Genomic DNA, 18,209 nt, shown 5'->3' with positions numbered 1-18,209 from the left:
CTTCCCGGACGACCCCTTCCCTGGAGGCCTCCCCCCGTGACCGACGCACTTCCCACCCTCGTCTCCCGCAACCCGGCCGACCCCGCCGACGTACTCCTGCAGATGGCCGCGCCCGGTGCCTTCGCCGCCGTCGACACCGTCGAGCGGGCCCGTGCCGCGCAGCCCGGCTGGCTGCTCGCCGGAGCCGCCGCGCGGTCCGTCGCCCTGGGCGCGATCGCCACCGCCGTCGAGGCCGCGGCCGGCGAACTCGCCGAGCTCGCCGTGCGCGAGGTCGGCAAACCGCTCTCCGAAGCCAGAGCCGAGGTGGCCAGGACCGCCGCGATCTGGCGCTACTACGCCCAGGCCCCGTACGAACCCACCGGCGCCGTCCACGAGACGGCGGCGGGGGCCGGACTGCTCCTGACCCGGCGCCGCCCGCACGGCGTGGCCGGGCTCATCACCCCCTGGAACTTCCCCTTCGCCATCCCCACCTGGAAGGCCGCCCCCGCGCTCGCGGCCGGGAACACGGTCGTCCTCAAGCCCGCGCCCGAGGCCACCGCGTGCGCCCAGCGCCTCGCCGAGATCGTCCGGAAGGCCGTCCCGGAAGCGGTGTTCACCGTCCTCCCCGGCGGCGCCACCGAGGGCAACGCGCTCGTCTCGGCCGCGGACGTCGTCTCCTTCACCGGCTCCACCCCCGTCGGCCAGGCCGTCGCCCGGGCCGCGACCGCCCGGGGCATCCCGGCGCAGGCCGAGATGGGCGGACTGAACGCGGCGCTCGTCCTGCCCGACGCGGACATCGAACAGGCGGCCGGCCACATCGCCGCCTCCATCGCCGGATACGCGGGCCAGAAGTGCACCGCCACCAGCCGCGTCATCGCGGTCGGTGCCGCTCTCGACCCGCTGCGCGAGGCACTCTCCGAGGCGCTGAAGGCCCTCCCCGTCGGCGACCCCGCCGACCCGGCCACCGTGTGCGGGCCGCTCATCCAGGAAGGCGCCCGCGACCGGATGGTCGAGGCCTGCCGCGGGCTGAGCACGCTCGCCGGCGGCACCGCGCTCGACAGGCCCGGCTGGTACGCGGCACCGACCCTCGTCGAGAAGGTCTCGCCCGGACACAAGCTGCTGCGCGAGGAGGTGTTCGGGCCCGTCGCGGCCCTGCTCGCCGCCGACGACCTCGCCCACGCGATCCGGATCGCCAACTCCGTTCCGTACGGCCTGGTGACCTCGGTCCACACCGCCGACCTGAACACGGCCCTGCACGGCCTCGACCTGCTCGACACCGGCATGATCCGGATCAACGCCCCCTCCACCGGCGTCGACTTCCATCTGCCGTTCGGCGGCTCCAAGGCCTCCAGCCACGGGCCGCGCGAGCAGGGCAGAGCGGGCCTGGAGTTCTACACGTCCGGCCGGACGTACACCCTGGCGCCGGCGGGGCCGGCGGCCTGACCTCGTACGGTGGTGAGTCCGGCCCGAAGGCTCACCACCGTACGCACCAAGGGACAACCCGCCCCGCCCACAGAGCGAGAAGACCCATGAATCCCGCGTACGCGACCACCGACCACACCTTCACCGTCCCCCTGGACCACCGGGCCCCCGACGGCCCCACCCTCCAGGTCTTCGCCCGCGAGGTCACCGACCCCGCCCGCGCGAGCGAGGAACTGCCCTGGCTGCTCTACCTCCAGGGCGGACCCGGCGGTAGATCGCCCCGTCCGTCCACCGGTTCACCCGGCTGGCTGCCCCACGCCCTGAAGACCCACCGGGTGCTGCTCCTCGACCAGCGAGGCACCGGCCGCTCCAGCCCGGTCACCGCGCGCTCCGCCGCCCGCTTCGCGTCCGCGGAGCGCCTCGCCGACCACCTGGCGCACTTCCGCGCCGACTCGATCGTGGCCGACGCGGAGCTGATACGCCGCGCACTCTGCGGCGACACCCCCTGGGAGACCCTCGGGCAGAGCTACGGCGGTTTCCTCACCCTCACCTACCTCTCCCAGGCCCCTGCCGGATTGCGCGCCTGCTATGTCACGGGAGGACTGCCCGGTCTCACCGCCGCCGCCGACGACGTGTACGCCCGCACCTACCCCCGGGTCCGCGACCGGGTCCTCGACTTCTACCGGCGGTACCCGCAGGACGCTCCCCGGCTGCGGAAGATCGCCGACCTCCTCGGAGCCGAGGACGTCCGCCTGCCGGACGGGGACCGGCTCACCCCGCGCCGGCTGCGCACGCTGGGACTCGCCCTCGGCATGGGGGACGGCTTCGAACGCCTCCACTGGCTGCTCGACGAAGCCCTCGATCCCGACGGCGAGTTGACCGACACCTTCCTGCACCAGGTGATGACCCTGACCGGCTTCGCCGACAACCCGCTCTTCGCCGTCCTGCAGGAGAGCCTGTACGGGCAGGGCGACGGCCCCACCGCATGGGCGGCCGCCCGCGCCCTCGCGGACTTTCCCGAGTTCGCCGACGACGCCGACCCGCTCCTGCTCACCGGGGAGATGATGTACCCCTGGATGGTCCGCGAGATCCGCGGCCTGCGCCCGTTCGCGGACGCCGCCGACCTCCTCGCCGCGCGCACCGACTGGCCGCCCCTGTACGACCCGCGCCGCCTCGCGGCCAACGAGGTGCCGCTCGCCGCGGTCGTCTACCACGACGACATGTACGTCGACGCGGGCCTCTCCCTGCGCACGGCCCGTGAGGTCGGCGCCACGCGCGTCTGGGTCACCAACGAGTGGGAGCACGACGGCCTCTCGGCCTCGGGCGGCCGCGTCCTCGCCCGTCTGATGGACATGGCGGCGGGCCGGGCCTGACCGACCCGGTGTGCCGCGGACTCAGTCGGCGAGCTGGCGGCGGGCCGGGCCTGACCGACCGCTGTGCCGCGGGTTCAGTCGGCTCTACCGTCTTGATCGGGTTGATCGAGCCATTCGTAGGGTTGGGTCGCCCAGGGGTGCTGGGTGTGGCTATCAGTCGGCTGCCGACTCGTGGCTGTCCTCGCTTCGCCGCCCAGCGCCCCACGACGACTCGGCCGCCGATGAGGAAGTGCGAACAAGTCGCTGTGTAGAGCAATGCCGGCGAGGTCGTCCGTGGCACGAACCGTACGAGCGAGCACGTCAGGAGCGCGATGAGCCGGATATGGGCGGGGATCGACAGCGGCAAGGGCCACCATCACGGCCTCGTCCTGGACGCGGAAGGCAAGACGCTGCTGTCGCGGCGGGTCGCCAACGACGAGCCGGAGCTGCTGAAGCTGATAGGTGACGTCCTGGACGAGGCCGACGGCCGCGAGGTCACATGGGCGATTGACATGACCGGCGGTGAGCCGGCGCTGCTGCTGGCCCTCCTCGTCGGCCATGGTCAGGAGATCCTCTACATGCCCGGTCGTCTGGTGAACCGGGCTTCCGACGGTTACCGCGGCGAGGGCAAGACCGATGCCCGCGACGCCTACGTCATCGCCGATCAGGCCAGGATGCGCCGCGATCTGCGGCCCATCCGGCCCGGTGACGAAGCCGCCATCGAACTCAAGCTGCTGACCGGCCGCCGGTCCGACCTGGTCGAGGACCGCACCCGTGTCGTCAACCGCTTGCGCGGCACACTGCTGAGCATGTTCCCGGCCCTGGAACGGGCCCTGGACGTGACCAACACCGGCCCGCTCAGGCTGCTGACGGGCTACCAGACCCCGGCCTTGATCCGCCGCGCCGGCATCGCCCGGCTGACGAAGTGGCTGGCCCACCGCAAGGTCCGCAACGCGAGAGTTCTGGCCGAGACGGCGGTCGAGGCTGCCGAGCGGCAGCACACCTCCGTCCCCGGGGAGAAGACCATCGCGAAGCTGGTCCACACCCTGGCCGAGGAGGTGATGGCCCTCAACGCGCAGGTTTCCGAGATGGACAAGCTCATCGAGGGCCGGTTTCGCGAGCACGAGCTCGCCGACACACTCCTGAGCGTCCCCGGCATCGGATCGACCCTCGGTGCCGAGTTCCTCGCCGCCGTCGGCGGCGACCTGGCCGAGTTCGACTCCCCCGACGCCCTGGCGGCCTTCGCCGGCGTCGCCCCAGCACCGCGTGACTCGGGCAAGGTCAGCGGCAATCTCCACCGGCCGATCACCTACCACCGAAGACTCCAGCGGGTCTTCTACACCTCCGCCCTCGTCAGCGTCCGCTACGACCCGAACTCGCGGAAGTTCTACGACCGTAAACGCGCCGAGGGGAAGAAACACGTCCAGGCCGTGCTCGCCCTCGCCCGCCGACGCGTCAACGTCATCTGGGCCCTGATCCGTGACCGACGGTGCTACGAAGTGACACCGCCGGTCACGACGGACGCTTGACAACAGCATTAGGAAGCGAGGGCACGGCGCAGCACGGCGCCGAGTTCGGCGTTCTGCCGCTGCGAGACCTCGGCGGAGAGGATCGCCTGCGAGCCGTGGAACGTGCCGGGCCACTGGTGGATCTCGACGGAGACACCCGCCTGGAGCAGCCGGAGGGCGTAGGCGAGGTCCTCGTCGCGGTTCGGGCAGAACTCGGCCGAGGCGATGTAGGCCGGCGGGAGACCGGACAGATCGGCGGCCCGAGCGGGGGCGGCGTACGGCGTGGCCGGCCGGGAGCCCAGGTAGTGGCGCCACCCGGCGATCGCCTTGCCCCGGTGGAACCACGGCGTGTCCGTGAAGTTCCGTGCCGACCACGTGTCGAGCCGGTCGTCGAGCCCCGCCTGGTTGAGCAGCTGGAAACGGATCGGCGGCCCCTGCTCGTCACGTGCCCGCAGCGCCACCGCGGCCGCGAGCCCGCCGCCCGCGCTGTGGCCGCCGACCGCGATCCGCGCCGGGGCGACGCCGAGTTCGGCGGCGTGCTCGGAGGTCCAGTTCAGTACGGCGTAGGCGTCGTCCAGGGCGGCCGGGAAGGGGTGCTCGGGTGCCAGCCGGTAGCCGACCGAGATCACCACCGCGCCGGAACTCTCCGCGATGCGGGTCGCCCACGGGTGCTCGGTGTCCACGTCGCCCATGACGAATCCGCCACCGTGCAGCCAGACCACGGCGCCCTGTGCCTCGCGCGGCCGGTAGATCCGCACCACCACGTCCGGATCGGCGGGCACGACACGGTCCTCGACCTCCATCTCCGCCGTGTCCGGCGCGGGCACGGCGGCCGCCAGGCAGGCGAAGTGCAGGCGGGACGCGACGGGGTCGGACAGGTCGTTGCGCGGGAAGAAGGGGATGAACGCTTCGAGTTCGGGATCCATGACGACCATCCTCCGTGCGGGCGTCCGCGAGGTCACCCGCCATCCGTCGCGCGTCCCGCCCCGATCACGCACCGATCGGCGCGCCCCGTCCGCCCGTCCTTCTGCGATCCTTCTGCCATGGAGGCACTGGCCGTACGGCTGTCGGGACTCGATCCGTACGTCGACGGCGCGATGCGCATCGTCGCGTTCTACGACACCCTGATGCGCCGCCGTGTCGACCTCGCGGCGCTCGCCCGCGCCTCGGCGGGCCTGGCCGAATGCGTCGCCGGGATCCGGCTCCACGGCACCGGCCGTTCGACCCGCGTCTCGCCGCACGGCACCCAGGCGTCCACACCGCCAGCGCCCGCGTCCACCGAGGCGCCGATCACCCTCGACGAGGAGGAGATCGGCACGGTCTGGCTGGAGCGCCCCGGCCCGCCCAACCCGCTCGACGAAGTCCTCCTCGACCGCTTCGCCATCGCCGCCGCGGCCGCCGCCGAACGCTACGGCCCCGCCCGCACCACCATGGCCGACCCCGCCCTCGTCGAACTGGCCGTCAGCGCCGAGAGCGACGACGCCGCCCGGGCCCGGGCGCTCCGCCTCCTGGGCTTCGCCCCCGACCTGCCCGTCCACGTCGTCGCCGTACGCACCTGCCTGCCGCTCGACCGTGTCGGCACCCTGGTCTGCCCGGCCCGCCCGGTGAAAGCGGCCCCGCTCGCCGACGTGGGCGTCATCCTGGCCACCACCCTGGACCGTACGGGCTTCCCCGCAGGCGTACGAGCGGGTATCGGCGCCACCGACAGCCCCGACCGCGCGTGGCGTCAGGCCCGCACGGCGCTCCGCTTCACCTCCGCGCGCGAACCCGTCGTCCACCACGCCGAGCTGGGCGCGCTCGCCCTCCTCGCGGACATCCCCGCGGAAGCCGTACGGGACAACCCCGACGTGACCGCGATCGCCCGGCTGTCCCCGGAGGACCTGGAGACCCTGGACACCTACTGCGCCACCGCCTCCGTCCGGCGCGCGGCCGACGTCCTCCACCTCCACCACAGCAGCATCGCCCGCCGCCTCGACCACATCGGTAAGACCCTCACCCTGGACCTCACCACCCCCACGGGCCTGACCCGCGCCCGCCTGGCCCTCACCACCTGGCGCCTGCTCGACGACTGAACACCCTGGGCGAGGAGGAGGCGTTGACGCCTCCGTACGCGCCTGAGAATCTGCCTGCGATCATGAACTGACGGTCTCGGGGGAGACATGCCCTACTTCGAAGCAGTGCTGTTCGACTGGGTCGGAACGCTCGTCGTGCCCAAGTGGGGCCCGGTGCCCGAGCGGCCTAAGGGGGCCCCGTGGATCGCACGGACCCTGCTCCGGATCGGCCGTGACGCCTCGGAGACGGAGATACGGCGGATCAGCGAGGCCCTGAGCGAGGCGAGTAAGCGGCCGGAGGTGGCAGGGCGCTGGTCCGACGTGTCTGCCGCCGCGCACCGCGAGGGATACGACACCTGGGTGCGGGCCGCGGCGATCGACCCCGACCTGGCCGACGCCCTCTACACGACCCTCTCCGACCCCGCCGGCAACCCGTTCGCGACCGATGTCGCACCCACCCTGGCGGCGCTGAAGGCCGCGGGCCTCAAGGTGGCCGTCATCAGCGACATCCACTTCGACCTCCGGCCCGCCTTCGAGGCGACCGGCCTGGACGCGTACGTCGACAGCTACGCCCTCTCCTTCGAACACGGTCTGTGCAAACCCGACCCCGCCTTCTTCGACCTGGCCCTGGACCGGCTCGGGGTGCGCCCCGACGAGGCCCTGATGGTCGGCGACCGATCCGCCCCCGACGGCGGAGCCGTCGAAGCCGGCCTCGCGACCCTCCTCCTCCCGCCCCTGACCCGGACCACCGAGGAACGGCTGCACCTGGTGCTCGGCGCCTGCGGGCTCTCCCGATGACCGCTCAACAGCCCCTCGCCTACGACGCGTTCGTCGAACGCGCCGCCACCGACCCGGCGGTCCTCGGCCTCGTCCTGAAAGGGTCCCGGGCACACGAGGGCATGACCACCGAACACTCCGACCACGACCTGTACGTCGTCCTCGCCGAAGGCGTGCCGACGCCGCTCACCGGGTACACGGGGCACCGCACCCGAGAGCTCGACCTCGTCCTCCTCTCCCTCGACGCCTTCCGGGCCGTGGGGATGCCGGGTTTCGAGCGGTACGCCCTCTCCCGCGCCCGGGTCGTGCTGGACCGGCTCGACGGCGACATCGGCCGGATCCTGGCCGCCAAGGCGCGCCTCACCGCCGACGAGGCGTCCCGCGCAGCCGCCACGTGGCTCGACGCCTACGCCAACTCCCTCTACCGCTCCCTGAAGAACGACAGGGACGGACACGGCCTCGCCGCCCGGCTCGACGCCACCGACAGCATCGGCCACCTGCTGGAACTGCTCTTCGCGCTCGACCGTCGCCCTCGGCCCTACAACAAGTACCTGGAGTGGGAGCTCGTCCGGTACCCCCTGCCCGGCTGGGACACCGACGCGCTGCTCGACATCCTGGGTCGCATCGCGGGGACGAGCGACGTGCCCGCCCAACGCGGGCTCTTCGCCCGCGTGGAGGAAGCGGCCCGACGCCACGGGCACGGAGGGGTGCTCGACGCGTGGGGCGAGGACCTGGAGCTGATGCGCGGACGGTAGGTGTACGGGGCGGTTCTCGGGGTCGGCTCCCAGGAGGCCGGTACAGGGGATTCGGGGTCGACTCTCAGGGGCCCGGTCCGGGGGATTCGGGGTCGACTCTCAGGGCCCGGTCCGGGGGATTCGGGGTCGACTCCGGGTGATCACGGATGGTCACCGGGCTGCGCGGACGGGAGAGTTGATGGTGTCAGGGGGGCGCAGTGAGCCCCACCGCCTCAGCAGAACGGAGCAGCCCGTGCGCGCCCGTCCGACCACTCTCCGCCGCCTCGCCGTGGCCGGCCTCGCCGCCTCGGTCCTCACGATCGGAGCCGGCGTCCCCGCCGCGACGGCCCTCGCTCCGGGGGAACCGCGCACGGCGGGCACCGCGTCCGCCTTCGACCCCGAGCCCGTGCGGAGACTGGTCACGCCCCTGCCGGGTCACCAGGCCGGTGTACTCGTCAGAGTCGACGGACCGGGCCGCGGGCCGCTGTGGACGGGGACCGCCGGTCCCGTCACCGCGGACGACCACTTCCGCATCGGCAGTGTCACGAAGGTCTTCACCCACACGGTGGCCCTGCAGCTGGTCGCCGAGCACCGGATCGGTCTCGACGACCCGGTGCGGCTCCACCTCCCGGAGCTGATTCCGGCGGACTACGGCACGGTCACGGTGCGGCAGTTGCTCGACCACACCAGCGGGCTTCCGAAGCCCGCCCCCACCCCCGGCCCGCCGCCGAGCCCCGGCGGCGACCCGGGGTGGTGGCTGAAGGGCGTGACGCCCTCGGACGGAGTCCGGGACACCTTCGCGCTCGCCGCGTGGGACCACGAGTGGAACGCACACCGGCCCGCCCCCGGCACGGTCCAGCAGTACAACGGGATCAACACCGTGATCGTCGGCCTGCTCGTGGAGAAGGCCACCGGACACACCTTCGGGCACGAGCTCGACCGGCGCATCCTCCGCCCCCTTCAGCTGCGGGACACCAGCCTGCCCGCTGCCGACGACATCAGCCTCCCCAGCCCGCACACCCGTGTGTACGTCGACGGCGACGATGTCACCGAGCAGAACCCCTACCCGTGGGCGGAGGGCGGGATGATATCCACGGCCGCCGACCTGGACCGCTTCATGACGGCCCTCTTCCGGGGCCGGCTGCTCCCGCCGGCCGAGCAGAAGGTGGCGTTCTCGGTCCCCGAGGTGCCCAACGCCCCGGCGAACAAGAACTGCCTCAAGGCCGGCACCGCGTGCTTCGGCCCCGGAGGGATGATGCGGATCACCCTGAACAACGGCGTCACCGTCTGGGGCAAGACGGGGTCCCGCCCCGGCTGGGAGAACGGGATGTTCGCCACCCGTGACCTCCAACGCCGCCTCGTCTACTCCTTCAACCCCAACGGCACCGGGACGGGGCGCCAGTACGGCGACTACATACAGGCCGTGGCCGGCGCCGCGTTCGCTGGTGTGACCGACGTGACCGACGTGACCGACGTGACCGCGCCCCCGCGTGTGCAGGGGCAGGGTCGCTAGCGCGTCATCGGGGAGCTGTCTCCGGCCCGGTCTGTTCGGGGACGGTGGGCGCCAGGAACTGGCGGGCCTGCAGGTTGTACGCCTCCCGGAAGGCTCCGGTGCCGCCGGCCGGGTCCATGAGCTCTTCGAACGTGCCGTGCTCGACGACCCGGCCCCGCTCCAGGACGTAGATCAGGTCGGCGTGGCGGACGCTGTGGAGCCGGTGGGTGATCAGGACGGTGGTCTGGCCCGTACCGGCGAGCCGGTGGAGCTGGTCGAACACCCGCTGCTCGGCGACCGGGTCCAGGGCGCTGGTCGGCTCGTCGACGACCAGGACCTGTCCGTTCCGGTACCGCGCGCGGGCGAGCCCCATCTTCTGCCACTGTCCGCCGGAGATCTCCTGACCGCCCTGATAGCCGCGGGCGAGGAGCGTGTCCAGGCCGCGGGGGAGCTTCGCCACGACGTCGTCGGCGCCCGCGTAGGCGGCCGCGGCCTCGACGTCGCGGTCGTCGATCGCGCCGCCGGGCCGGCCGATCCCGATGTTGACCCGGGCGGTGAACGGCCATCGATGGAAGTTCTGGGCGACCATCGCGACGCGGGAGAAGAGCCGGGCCCGGCAGGCTTCCGCCGCGTCGACCTCGCCCCACATCACCCGGCCGGTCGCGGGCATGTGCAGACCGCACAGCAGCTTGGACACCGTGGTCTTGCCGGACCCGTTCGCCCCGACGAGGGCCACGGTCCTGCCGCGGGGGATGACCAGGTCCACCTCCCGCAGCGACGGCTCCTCGGCCCCCTGGTAGGAGAAGGTGACCTTCTCGAAACGGATCGCGTCGAAGTCCTCGGGCAGGTCCAGGCCCGCCTCCGGGATCGCCCGCCGCTCGGCCTCGGTACAGAGCCGTTCCAGGTCGGCGACGAAGAGGGACTCCTCCTGGAGGTCGGCGACGCGCAGCACCAGGTCGGTGATGCTCGCCGACCCGGCCCGGATCGCGAGCACCGCCGTGCCGCCGACGGCGAGCGCCATCTGCCCGTTCCAGAGGAGGAGGCCGAGTACCGCGTACGCGGCGACCGTGGCCACACCGCGGGCGCCGTCGGCGAGCAGTCCCGTGCGGGCCCCGATCCACGCGAGCCGGGTCTGTTCCCGCTCGCTCGTCTCCGCCATGCCCCGGAAGTGTTCGAGGAGGAACGGCCCCACGTCGTGGACCCGGACCTCGCCGGCCGCCTGCTGGTCGATCAGGAGCCGGCTGAGCAGCTGCGCGGCGCGCGCGTGCTGGACGAACCGGTGCCAGCTCTCGTACCGGGCCCGGGCCATCGTCAGGGATCCCCATGCGCTCGGCAGTGCCATCGCCACCAGGAGCGGAAGGAGCGCCGGGTGCAGGACCGTCAGCACGCTCGCGGCGGCGATCAGGGAGATCGCCGAGGCGACGACGGCCGTGCAGTAGCCGACCATGCGCCGGGCCCCGTCGGCGCCCCACTGCGCCGAGTCCATCAGTTTGTGGAAGGCGTCGTCCTCGATCGCGTCCATCTCGACCCGGGCGACGAGGCCGAGGTACCGCTCGGTGGCGACCCGTTGGACCTTGGGTTCCAGGATGCCCGTGGAGGCGGTCGACGCCGACTTGAGGAGGGAGGAGACGACCGCCATCACGGAGACGAACACCAGTGAGGGGAGGGCGGCCCTCAGCCGGTCGACGAGGATTCCCGACGCGAGGAGCTCGGTCAGCAGAGCGTTCACCGCCACGAGGGAGAACGCCTGCGCGACGCCGCGGCCGATCTCGCTGACCGCCACCGTGTACAGGGCGCGCCGGTCGGCCTGCCGGGCGAGGCGTACGGCGATCCCGACCTGGCGGGGGAAGGTCACGGCCATGCGCCACATGCCGAGCTTCACCCAGGTGCCGCGGTGCTGGCTCCAGCCCTGGTCGTAGGCGAGCTCGCCGCCGAACAGGAGCCGCTCGGAGGCCGAGACGGTCTCGGTGGGGGCCGTGGACGATGCGTCGTCGGTGGTGGTCGTCATGCCGCCCACCTCGCATCCCGGCCGCGCGCACGGCGGTGTTCTGAGGGAAGGGGGAGGTGAGGACGGTCGGGAAAGGGGCACATGGCGTTCTCCGGGGCCGGGGTCTTTGCTGTCGGAGAGCTCAACGACAAGGTCGGCCGGGTCGAACACATGTGTTTCGGACGGTGCCCGAACCCCGGGACAGAGCGAATGCGCGTTCGTGCGGGATGCATCGACCCTTGCGGGAGGTGGGTCGTCGCCTCGCCGGGGCGTGGCCGAAACGCCGCGACAGCGCCTCCCCGGCGCTGCCGCGGCCCCGGCGGCGACTCAGGACCCCGCCAGCTCGGCGTTCGCGCGCTGCGTGAGGAGGGTCAGTACGCGGCCCGCGACCGCGAGGTCCTCGGCCGGGATGCCGGCGTACAGCCGGGCGGAGATCTCGGCGGTCTCGGCGGTGGTGGACTGGTACAGCTCCCGTCCGGCGTCCGTGAGCCGTAGCCGGGAGTCGGCCGCCGGGTCCTGCTCCAGCAGCTTCGTGGCCGTCATGTCGTCGATCACTCCGCGCACGACCGACTCCTCGGCCTTCAGTGAGCCGATGACGTCGGTGACGAGCTCGTCCCGGCCGATGGAGTCGCCCGCGACGGCGACGGCCCGGAGCGTCACGCTCTGCTCGAACGTGGCGCCGTGGCGGGTCAGGACGCCCTCCAGGAGGGCGCGTGCGGAGTAGTGCGCCAGGGCGATGACCCGGCCGTTGGTCGTGGGTGCGGTGGTGGTCATGACTGCTCCTCGTCGTTCTCGGTGTGCGGATCGAGCGGTGTGTCGAGCAGGGTCGCCAGGTCGCGGGTGAACTGCTCGGCGCGCGGGCTGTTCTGCCCCCCGAGCGGTTCCAGCATCCGGTCCAGGAGGCCCTGGACCACCGTGATGGCACGGTGTGTGACGTCGCGCCCCTGCTCGGTGAGCGAGAGCCGCATGGCGCGCGGGTCGTTCGGGTCCCGGGTGCGGGCGACGAGTCCGGCCGCCTCCAGCGCGCGGGCGAGCTTGGAGACGTACAGCGCTTCGAGCCCGGTGTGGTCGGCGAGCTGCCGCTGGCTCGGTTCGAGGCCGGAGCGCGCCATGCCGTACAGGGACCCCATCAAGGCGTACTGCGCATGGGTCAGGCCCAGCGGTGCGACCGCCCGGTCGACGGCCACCCGCCACTTCATGGACAGGCGCCAGACCAGGAAGCCTGCTGTGGCCCTCTCGTTCGCTGAACTCATGAGAGATACAGTACATGGCTACTATGTCCATGGCTACTATTTTCGGCGCCACCCGCGCTCCTGGCCTCGGTCAGGACGGGAGGGCGCCGAGCTGTCGCAGCTGGGTGAGGACGTCCACGACGCCCCGGATCTCGGCGATCCGTCCGTCCGCGAAGCGGAAGACGAAGATCTCGCCGTAGCCGACGGACTTCCCGGTGGGCGGCATGCCCCGGTACTCGCCCAGGTGCGTCCCGGTCACGGTGTTCCGCGAGACCACCTTGTCGCCCTCCGCGATCGTCTCCTCCACGGTGACGTGGAGGTCGGGGAACGCGCGCAGCAGCACCTCCCAGACCCGCTTCAGGGCCTCCGGACCGGTCGCGCCCAGCGCCACCGGCGCGTGGAACACCAGGTCCGGTGCGGTGAGCTCGTTGACGGCCTGCGCGACGAGGGCCGGGTCGCCGCTGTTCGTGGCCGTGTGGAAGCGTTGGATCACCGCGATGTTGCTCATTGCCTCGGCTGCCGGCATGCGGAGCCTCCTTCTCGGTCAGGGCAGGTCGTTTCGCCCCTGGGACGACACGGCGGCCGGGAATGTGACACGGCGCGTCCGTGTGTCGCCGGGGTCGCTGGGCGGTCCGGAATGTGGAGCGGCGGTAAAGCGCGGGAAAAGTCCTGGCCGGTGACCTGCGGTTCCCGCACGGAGCGATTCCGCCGTCTTGACGCGTTCTTGGCGCCCCGTGACCCCGCTCGGGCGTGTCGCAGCAACGGATTCCGCAGTGAAGAGGCCATTGACCTGCGGTTCTGCTCACGCTTCCATTCAGCCCGGGAGCCCCGGAACCACTTGATCACCAGCCGCCTCGGAGGCGATACCGCTCCCGCTCAGAACCACCGCTCGCATCGATCGGAACCGCCTGATGACCGACACCCTCAGCGCACCGCACGCGTTGGCCCCCCAGACCGGCCCCGTGCCGCAGAAGCTCAAGCGTTCCATCGGTGTCGTGGGCGGCACCTTGCTCACGCTGTCGTGCGTGACGCCCGCCTCCACCCTCTTCGTGGTCGTACCCGACCTGTTCGACGGCGTCGGCACGTACGCCGCCCTCACCATCGCCATCGGCTCGCTGCTCTGTATCGGCGTGGCGTTCTGTTACTCCGAGCTGGGCACCCTGATCCCCAGCGCGGGTGGCGAGTACGCCATCGTCTCCACCCTCTCGGGCCGTCTCGCCGGCTGGCTGGTGTTCGTCCTGTCCCTGCTGGTGGTGATGATCGTGCCACCGGTGATCGCCATGGGGACCGCCGACTACCTCGCGCCCCTGGTGCACATCCCCGCCCCGATCGCCGGCGCCGGCGTCATGCTCCTCGCGACCCTCGCGGGCCTCCTCGACCTGCGCGCCAACGCCTGGATCACCGGCATCTTCCTCGTCCTCGAGGTGATCGCCGCGGGCATCGTCGCGGTCCTCGGCTTCTCCCACTCGGAGCGGGGCCTCGGCTCCCTCGTCCACGGCCAGGTCGCCGCCGAGGGCGGCACGCACTCGCTCGTCACCGGCGCCATGGTCGTCTCCGGCCTCGCCATCGCCCTCTTCATCACCCAGGGCTTCTCCACGGCCGTCTACCTCTCCGAGGAGCTGGAGAACCCGCGCAAGTCCGTGGCCCGCACCGTGCTCGCCACCCTCGCCATCTCGACCGCCGTCATCCTGGTGCCCGTCGTCGCCATCACCCTCGGCGCCGGCGACCTGGAGACCCTCACCGGCGGTGACATCAGCGGCATGATCGTGGCCTGGTCCAACTCGGCCGTCGGCACCTTCATCAGCCTCTGCGTCGCCCTCGCGATCATCAACGCCGGCATCGTGATGGTCATCCAGAACTCCCGTGTGCTGTTCGCCTCCGCCCGTGACAAGGCCTGGCCGGAGCCCGTCAACAACGCCCTGTCCCGCCTCGGCCGCTTCGGCTCCCCGTGGGTGGCCACCCTGCTCGTCGGCGTCCCGGGCGCGGGCCTGTGCTTCGTCAACCTCGACACCCTCTACGGCGTCACCGGCGTCTCCGTGACCGGCATGTACCTGCTCGTCGCCGTGGCCGCCCTGTTCAGCCGCCGGGGCGCGCACCGCGAGGTCCCCGCGTGGCGCATGCCGCTGTGGCCGGCCATCCCGGTGGTCCTCATCGCCGTCCTCGCGTACGTCCTCTACATGCAGGACGTCGAGTACCTGCTGTGGACCGGCGGCATCACGGCGGTGGCCACCCTCTACTGGGCGCTGTACCTGCGGCCGCGCAAGGACACCCGCTGGCTGGTCAGCATTCCGGAGGACGAGCAGGTCTGATCCTGCCGGCACCGTCCGACCCGAGGGCCGGGGCGCTTCCTGCGCCCCGGCCCTCGGGCGTACGCCCGGCCGGCGCCGGCATGTCGGACGATCACTCCGTACGGGGGGTGGACCCCGGCTCCCGCGTGTCGTGACGGCCGCCATGGGGGGCGGAAACGTATCTGTGCATGCATGACCACTGACATGGAACACCTGTTGAACGTACGTCTGTGCGAGCGTTTCGGTGACGTGGCCGACTGGGCCGAGGTCACGTCCCTGATCGCCGCTCACCTCCGGGTCGTCGTCTCGGCGCTCGGGCCCGAGCACGCCATGACCTTCCTGGCGGCGGCCCGTCGAGCCCTCGATGAGGAGGAATCCCGGGCAGGAACGATTCATCTGGGCTTCGGGGGCCATCTCTGGACCCATCTCGAAGACGCCGCCTGGAGCCCGTCACCCCTGGCCGGGACCGCGGCATGGGACGCGATGCTGACGATGCACCGTCTTTCCGTACTTGCCCCCGACCCACGCCTCGACGTTCATGTCGACAGCGCACTGGATGCCTGCCGCCTCCGCCTGGTGCCGGCGGCGGCCGGGTTCTGACGGGCGGGGCCCGGAGGCGCGACCGGGGCCGGGGAACTGCGACTCGGCGCAGGGCCCCGGAGCACCGGCGGGACACGCGGTCGACCGCGCCGAGCAGTCCGTCCGTCGACGGGCTCGGACGGGGACGCGTCGACACCCAGGGCCACGGGATCGACCAATCGCCCACCCCCTGATCGAAATTCGATCAATCGACAAGAACGCATTGACTCGATCACCGGACGCACCTAACTTCTGGCCGCACCCGACCGTCAGAAAGGTTGTTGCGTCATGACCAACAGAGCTGTGCCCGCACGACAGTTGCTCGGCCGCGGACTCGTCGCCGCCGCCCTCGCGTTCGGCGGAACCACCGCCCTCACCGGCACGCCCGCCGCGGCCGCGGGGAGCGTCACCTACGTGGACTGCTCGCGGGCGACCGCCGGGGACGGCAGCCAGGGGGCGCCGTTCAACAGCGTCGGACAGGCCAACGGGAAGACGTACGGGCCCGGCGACACGCTCGCCTTCGCCGCCGGCACCACCTGCACCGGCGCCCTCGCCCCGCAGGGCAGCGGCACCGCCGCCGCCCCCATCGTCCTCACCGGCTACGGCACGGGCGCCCTGCCCGTGATCGACGGCGGTGGCGCCCCGAACGCCGTCTCCCTGACCAACCAGGACCACTGGAGGATCACCGGCCTCAAGCTCACCAACCCCGCCTCCACACTCGCCCGCCGCACCGGACTGCGGATCTCCGCCACCGACGGCACGGCGCACCGCGGGTTCGACATAGGCGACCTCGTCATCGACCGGGTGGCCGGCCAGACGAACAAGAACAGCCCGACCACCGAGGACTTCGTCCAGTCCGCCGGCATCGTCACCGGCGCGAGCGGCACGAACTCGACCCTCGACGACGTCCACGTCCACGACAACCAGATCAGCAACACGGGCGGCGGCGGCCTCAAGATCCGCGTCGGCGCCATGGCCGTCAAGGGCACCGGGGTCCTCATCGAGAACAACACGATCAAGGACGTCGGCGGCGACGGCATCATCACCAGCTACGCCGACGCGCCCCTGATCCAGTACAACAACGCCTCCGGTGTCGGCAACGGCGTCTACCCCTTCTCCGGCGGCAACTTCGCCGGCATCTGGGTGCTCGGCGACCACAACCCGACCATCCAGAAGAACGCCGTGTACGGCATCACGCGCATGTCCGTCGCCGACAGCCAGGCCTTCGACTGCGACTGGGGCAACACCGGCACCTGCACCATCCAGTACAACTTCAGCCGCGACAACATCGGCGGCTTCTTCCTCGACTGCGACGGCTGCGGCACCATCGGCGGCGCTCAGCAGCTCATCCGCTACAACATCTCCGAGAACGACTGCCGCATGAGCAGCGTCAGTGCCGGACGCTCGGCGCTGCACATGTACAACAACGTCCTCTACTGCACCGACAAGAAGTTCAGCATCACGCTCCCCGACGAGAGCGTCGTCGAGAACAACATCTGGGTGGGGACCACCGACTCCCGGCTGCCCACGGGCGCCGGCATCTCCTGGCTGTGGAACGTCTTCCAGGGCGTGCCCCGGCCGACCGCCAACGGCATCGTCGGCGACCCGCAGTTCGTGAACCCCGGCACGGGCGGTGACAGCATCCACTCCGTCGACGGCTACAAGCTGCGCGCCACGTCCCCCGCCCTGAACAACGGCTCCGTCATCAGCGGCAACGGAGGCCGCGACTACTGGGCGAACCCGGTGAGCGCGACCACGAAGCCGCACCGCGGCGCGTACAACGGGCCGGTCCTGTAGCTCCTGCCTCCGACCGGGCGCCGAGACGGGTGGGGCCGGCGCCCGGGCTTCGGCACCGGGCGGCCGGGGAAGCCTCAAGGGGACGGATCGCGGGGGTGGAGCCGATGAGTCGCCGGAAACTGCCGGATCTCACCAACCAAGGCAAGCTGAACCCCAGACAGGAGGAGGTCGAGCCGCGGAACGACGAGGTCCGTGTCCACGAACACGTCTTCCACCGGCTGCTCGAAGGAGTACGGGCGCCCGCCGTCTTCTTCGTGTGGACCCCGAGACCGACGCATCCCGCGGGAGTCCTCGTCACGTGCACGCCGGAGGCATGCCAGCGCTGGGTACAGGCCGTCATCGACTACGCGGCAGCCGTGGACGAGGTCTCCGCCGAACTGTCCGCCGCGCACCGGCGCGCCGCCTCCCTCCCGTGGTGGCGGCACCTCGCCGTACGCCGCGCCCTCGTCGACTGGGAGGAGATCCGGAGGCGTTACGAGCGGGTGATGCGGGAGGCCGCCGAGGCGTACGAACCCGTAGGCAGGGAGATCCGGCAGGCCGTCCAGGAGGCGGAGGAGAGGGCCGCGGAGGAGGCGTACGAACGGACCCGGCGGGCGGAAGAGGTCCGGCGCGGCCGGTCGGTGCTCGCCGCGCGGCCCGTCTGGGGCTGGTCGGAGGTGACCGACGAAGGCGGACGCGCCGTGTACGTCTTCCGACACGACGTCCCGGGGGCCGTGCCGGGAGAGAGCCCCCAGGTCGATCTGCGGGGCCTGCGCCGGGCGCTCACGGAGCTCGGTCTGCCCGACGTGCGGTGGGACGCGACGGCGCTCGCCGAGACGGAGCGCGAGCTGGCGGGCATCGACTTCGGGCTCTGGTGGCGTGACCTGTTCCACGAGGACTACCGCACCGTCACCTCCCCGCCCCCGCCCCGGAGTTCCTCATACGGCCGGGGCAATCCGTCGGGCGGCACCGCCACCGGAGGCACGGGCGGCTTCACCGGCGGGTTCAGCTGCGGCGGCGGATTCTGAGGCA

At 71.8% G+C, this 18,209-nt stretch carries 16 protein-coding genes; 11 read left to right on the top strand and 5 right to left on the bottom strand.

Annotation, left to right across the window (positions count from 1 at the left end):
* Positions 1 to 36: 36 nt before the first annotated feature.
* From AB5J54_RS02960 to AB5J54_RS02950, 3 genes are all read left to right on the top strand, one after another.
* Complete coding sequence (locus AB5J54_RS02960) at positions 37 to 1,422, top strand: aldehyde dehydrogenase (RefSeq protein ID WP_369142276.1); 1,386 nt, start codon at positions 37 to 39, stop codon at positions 1,420 to 1,422.
* An 86-nt stretch (positions 1,423 to 1,508) separates the two neighbouring features.
* The gene (locus AB5J54_RS02955; protein ID WP_369142275.1) at positions 1,509 to 2,774 is read left to right on the top strand and encodes an alpha/beta fold hydrolase; all 1,266 of its coding nucleotides are present in this window, start codon (positions 1,509 to 1,511) and stop codon (positions 2,772 to 2,774) included.
* Between the two features lie 311 nt (positions 2,775 to 3,085).
* The gene (locus AB5J54_RS02950; protein ID WP_369142274.1) at positions 3,086 to 4,282 is read left to right on the top strand and encodes an IS110 family transposase; all 1,197 of its coding nucleotides are present in this window, start codon (positions 3,086 to 3,088) and stop codon (positions 4,280 to 4,282) included.
* A gap of 8 nt (positions 4,283 to 4,290) precedes the next feature.
* Here AB5J54_RS02950 and AB5J54_RS02945 read toward each other — a convergent pair whose 3' ends face one another.
* Complete coding sequence (locus tag AB5J54_RS02945) at positions 4,291 to 5,187, bottom strand: alpha/beta hydrolase (protein WP_369142273.1); 897 nt, start codon at positions 5,185 to 5,187, stop codon at positions 4,291 to 4,293.
* Positions 5,188 to 5,304: 117 nt separating this feature from the next.
* Here AB5J54_RS02945 and AB5J54_RS02940 point away from each other — a divergent pair, with 117 nt between their 5' ends.
* From AB5J54_RS02940 to AB5J54_RS02925, 4 genes are all read left to right on the top strand, one after another.
* Positions 5,305 to 6,333 carry a helix-turn-helix domain-containing protein gene (locus AB5J54_RS02940; protein ID WP_369142272.1) on the top strand — a complete coding sequence of 343 codons (1,029 nt, stop codon included), beginning with the start codon at positions 5,305 to 5,307 and terminating at the stop codon, positions 6,331 to 6,333.
* A gap of 87 nt (positions 6,334 to 6,420) precedes the next feature.
* Positions 6,421 to 7,110 (top strand): HAD family hydrolase, encoded by a 690-nt coding sequence (locus tag AB5J54_RS02935; RefSeq protein ID WP_369142271.1) that lies wholly within the window; start codon positions 6,421 to 6,423, stop codon positions 7,108 to 7,110.
* Positions 7,107 to 7,844, top strand: coding sequence for a hypothetical protein (locus AB5J54_RS02930; protein WP_369142270.1), 738 nt, complete (start codon positions 7,107 to 7,109; stop codon positions 7,842 to 7,844). The genes AB5J54_RS02935 and AB5J54_RS02930 overlap by 4 nt, the downstream gene beginning before the upstream one ends.
* 232 nt (positions 7,845 to 8,076) lie before the next feature.
* Positions 8,077 to 9,336 (top strand): serine hydrolase domain-containing protein, encoded by a 1,260-nt coding sequence (locus AB5J54_RS02925; RefSeq protein ID WP_369142269.1) that lies wholly within the window; start codon positions 8,077 to 8,079, stop codon positions 9,334 to 9,336.
* A gap of 4 nt (positions 9,337 to 9,340) precedes the next feature.
* On the opposite strand, the gene AB5J54_RS02920 is transcribed toward AB5J54_RS02925, so the two are convergent.
* The 4 genes from AB5J54_RS02920 to AB5J54_RS02905 form a co-directional block, all read right to left on the bottom strand.
* The gene (locus AB5J54_RS02920) at positions 9,341 to 11,323 is read right to left on the bottom strand and encodes an ABC transporter ATP-binding protein (protein ID WP_369142268.1); all 1,983 of its coding nucleotides are present in this window, start codon (positions 11,321 to 11,323) and stop codon (positions 9,341 to 9,343) included.
* A gap of 306 nt (positions 11,324 to 11,629) precedes the next feature.
* Entirely contained in the window at positions 11,630 to 12,076 is a 447-nt protein-coding gene (locus AB5J54_RS02915; RefSeq protein ID WP_369142267.1) for a MarR family transcriptional regulator, read from the bottom strand.
* A complete protein-coding gene (locus AB5J54_RS02910) occupies positions 12,073 to 12,555 on the bottom strand; it encodes a MarR family winged helix-turn-helix transcriptional regulator (RefSeq protein ID WP_369142266.1) in 483 nt (160 codons plus the stop codon). The genes AB5J54_RS02915 and AB5J54_RS02910 overlap by 4 nt, the downstream gene beginning before the upstream one ends.
* Before the next feature lie 70 nt (positions 12,556 to 12,625).
* Positions 12,626 to 13,060 (bottom strand): ester cyclase, encoded by a 435-nt coding sequence (locus AB5J54_RS02905; protein ID WP_369142265.1) that lies wholly within the window; start codon positions 13,058 to 13,060, stop codon positions 12,626 to 12,628.
* Between the two features lie 385 nt (positions 13,061 to 13,445).
* On the opposite strand from AB5J54_RS02905, the gene AB5J54_RS02900 reads away from it, so the two are divergent.
* The 4 genes from AB5J54_RS02900 to AB5J54_RS02885 all read left to right on the top strand — a co-directional run bounded on the left by AB5J54_RS02900 (position 13,446) and on the right by AB5J54_RS02885 (position 18,205).
* On the top strand, positions 13,446 to 14,843 hold the full coding sequence (locus tag AB5J54_RS02900; protein ID WP_369142264.1) for an APC family permease: 1,398 nt from the start codon (positions 13,446 to 13,448) through the stop codon (positions 14,841 to 14,843).
* A gap of 171 nt (positions 14,844 to 15,014) precedes the next feature.
* Entirely contained in the window at positions 15,015 to 15,422 is a 408-nt protein-coding gene (locus AB5J54_RS02895; RefSeq protein WP_369142263.1) for a hypothetical protein, read from the top strand.
* A 267-nt stretch (positions 15,423 to 15,689) separates the two neighbouring features.
* Positions 15,690 to 17,198, top strand: coding sequence for a right-handed parallel beta-helix repeat-containing protein (locus AB5J54_RS02890; protein WP_369142262.1), 1,509 nt, complete (start codon positions 15,690 to 15,692; stop codon positions 17,196 to 17,198).
* 104 nt (positions 17,199 to 17,302) lie between these two features.
* Positions 17,303 to 18,205 (top strand): hypothetical protein, encoded by a 903-nt coding sequence (locus AB5J54_RS02885; protein WP_369142261.1) that lies wholly within the window; start codon positions 17,303 to 17,305, stop codon positions 18,203 to 18,205.
* Positions 18,206 to 18,209: the final 4 nt, after the last annotated feature.

Origin of the sequence: Streptomyces sp. R44 (assembly GCF_041053105.1) — a bacterium.
Lineage (GTDB): Bacteria > Actinomycetota > Actinomycetes > Streptomycetales > Streptomycetaceae > Streptomyces.
The sequence above is the reverse complement of the archived record's forward strand: the minus strand, read 5'-3'. Positions and strand labels throughout refer to the sequence as shown.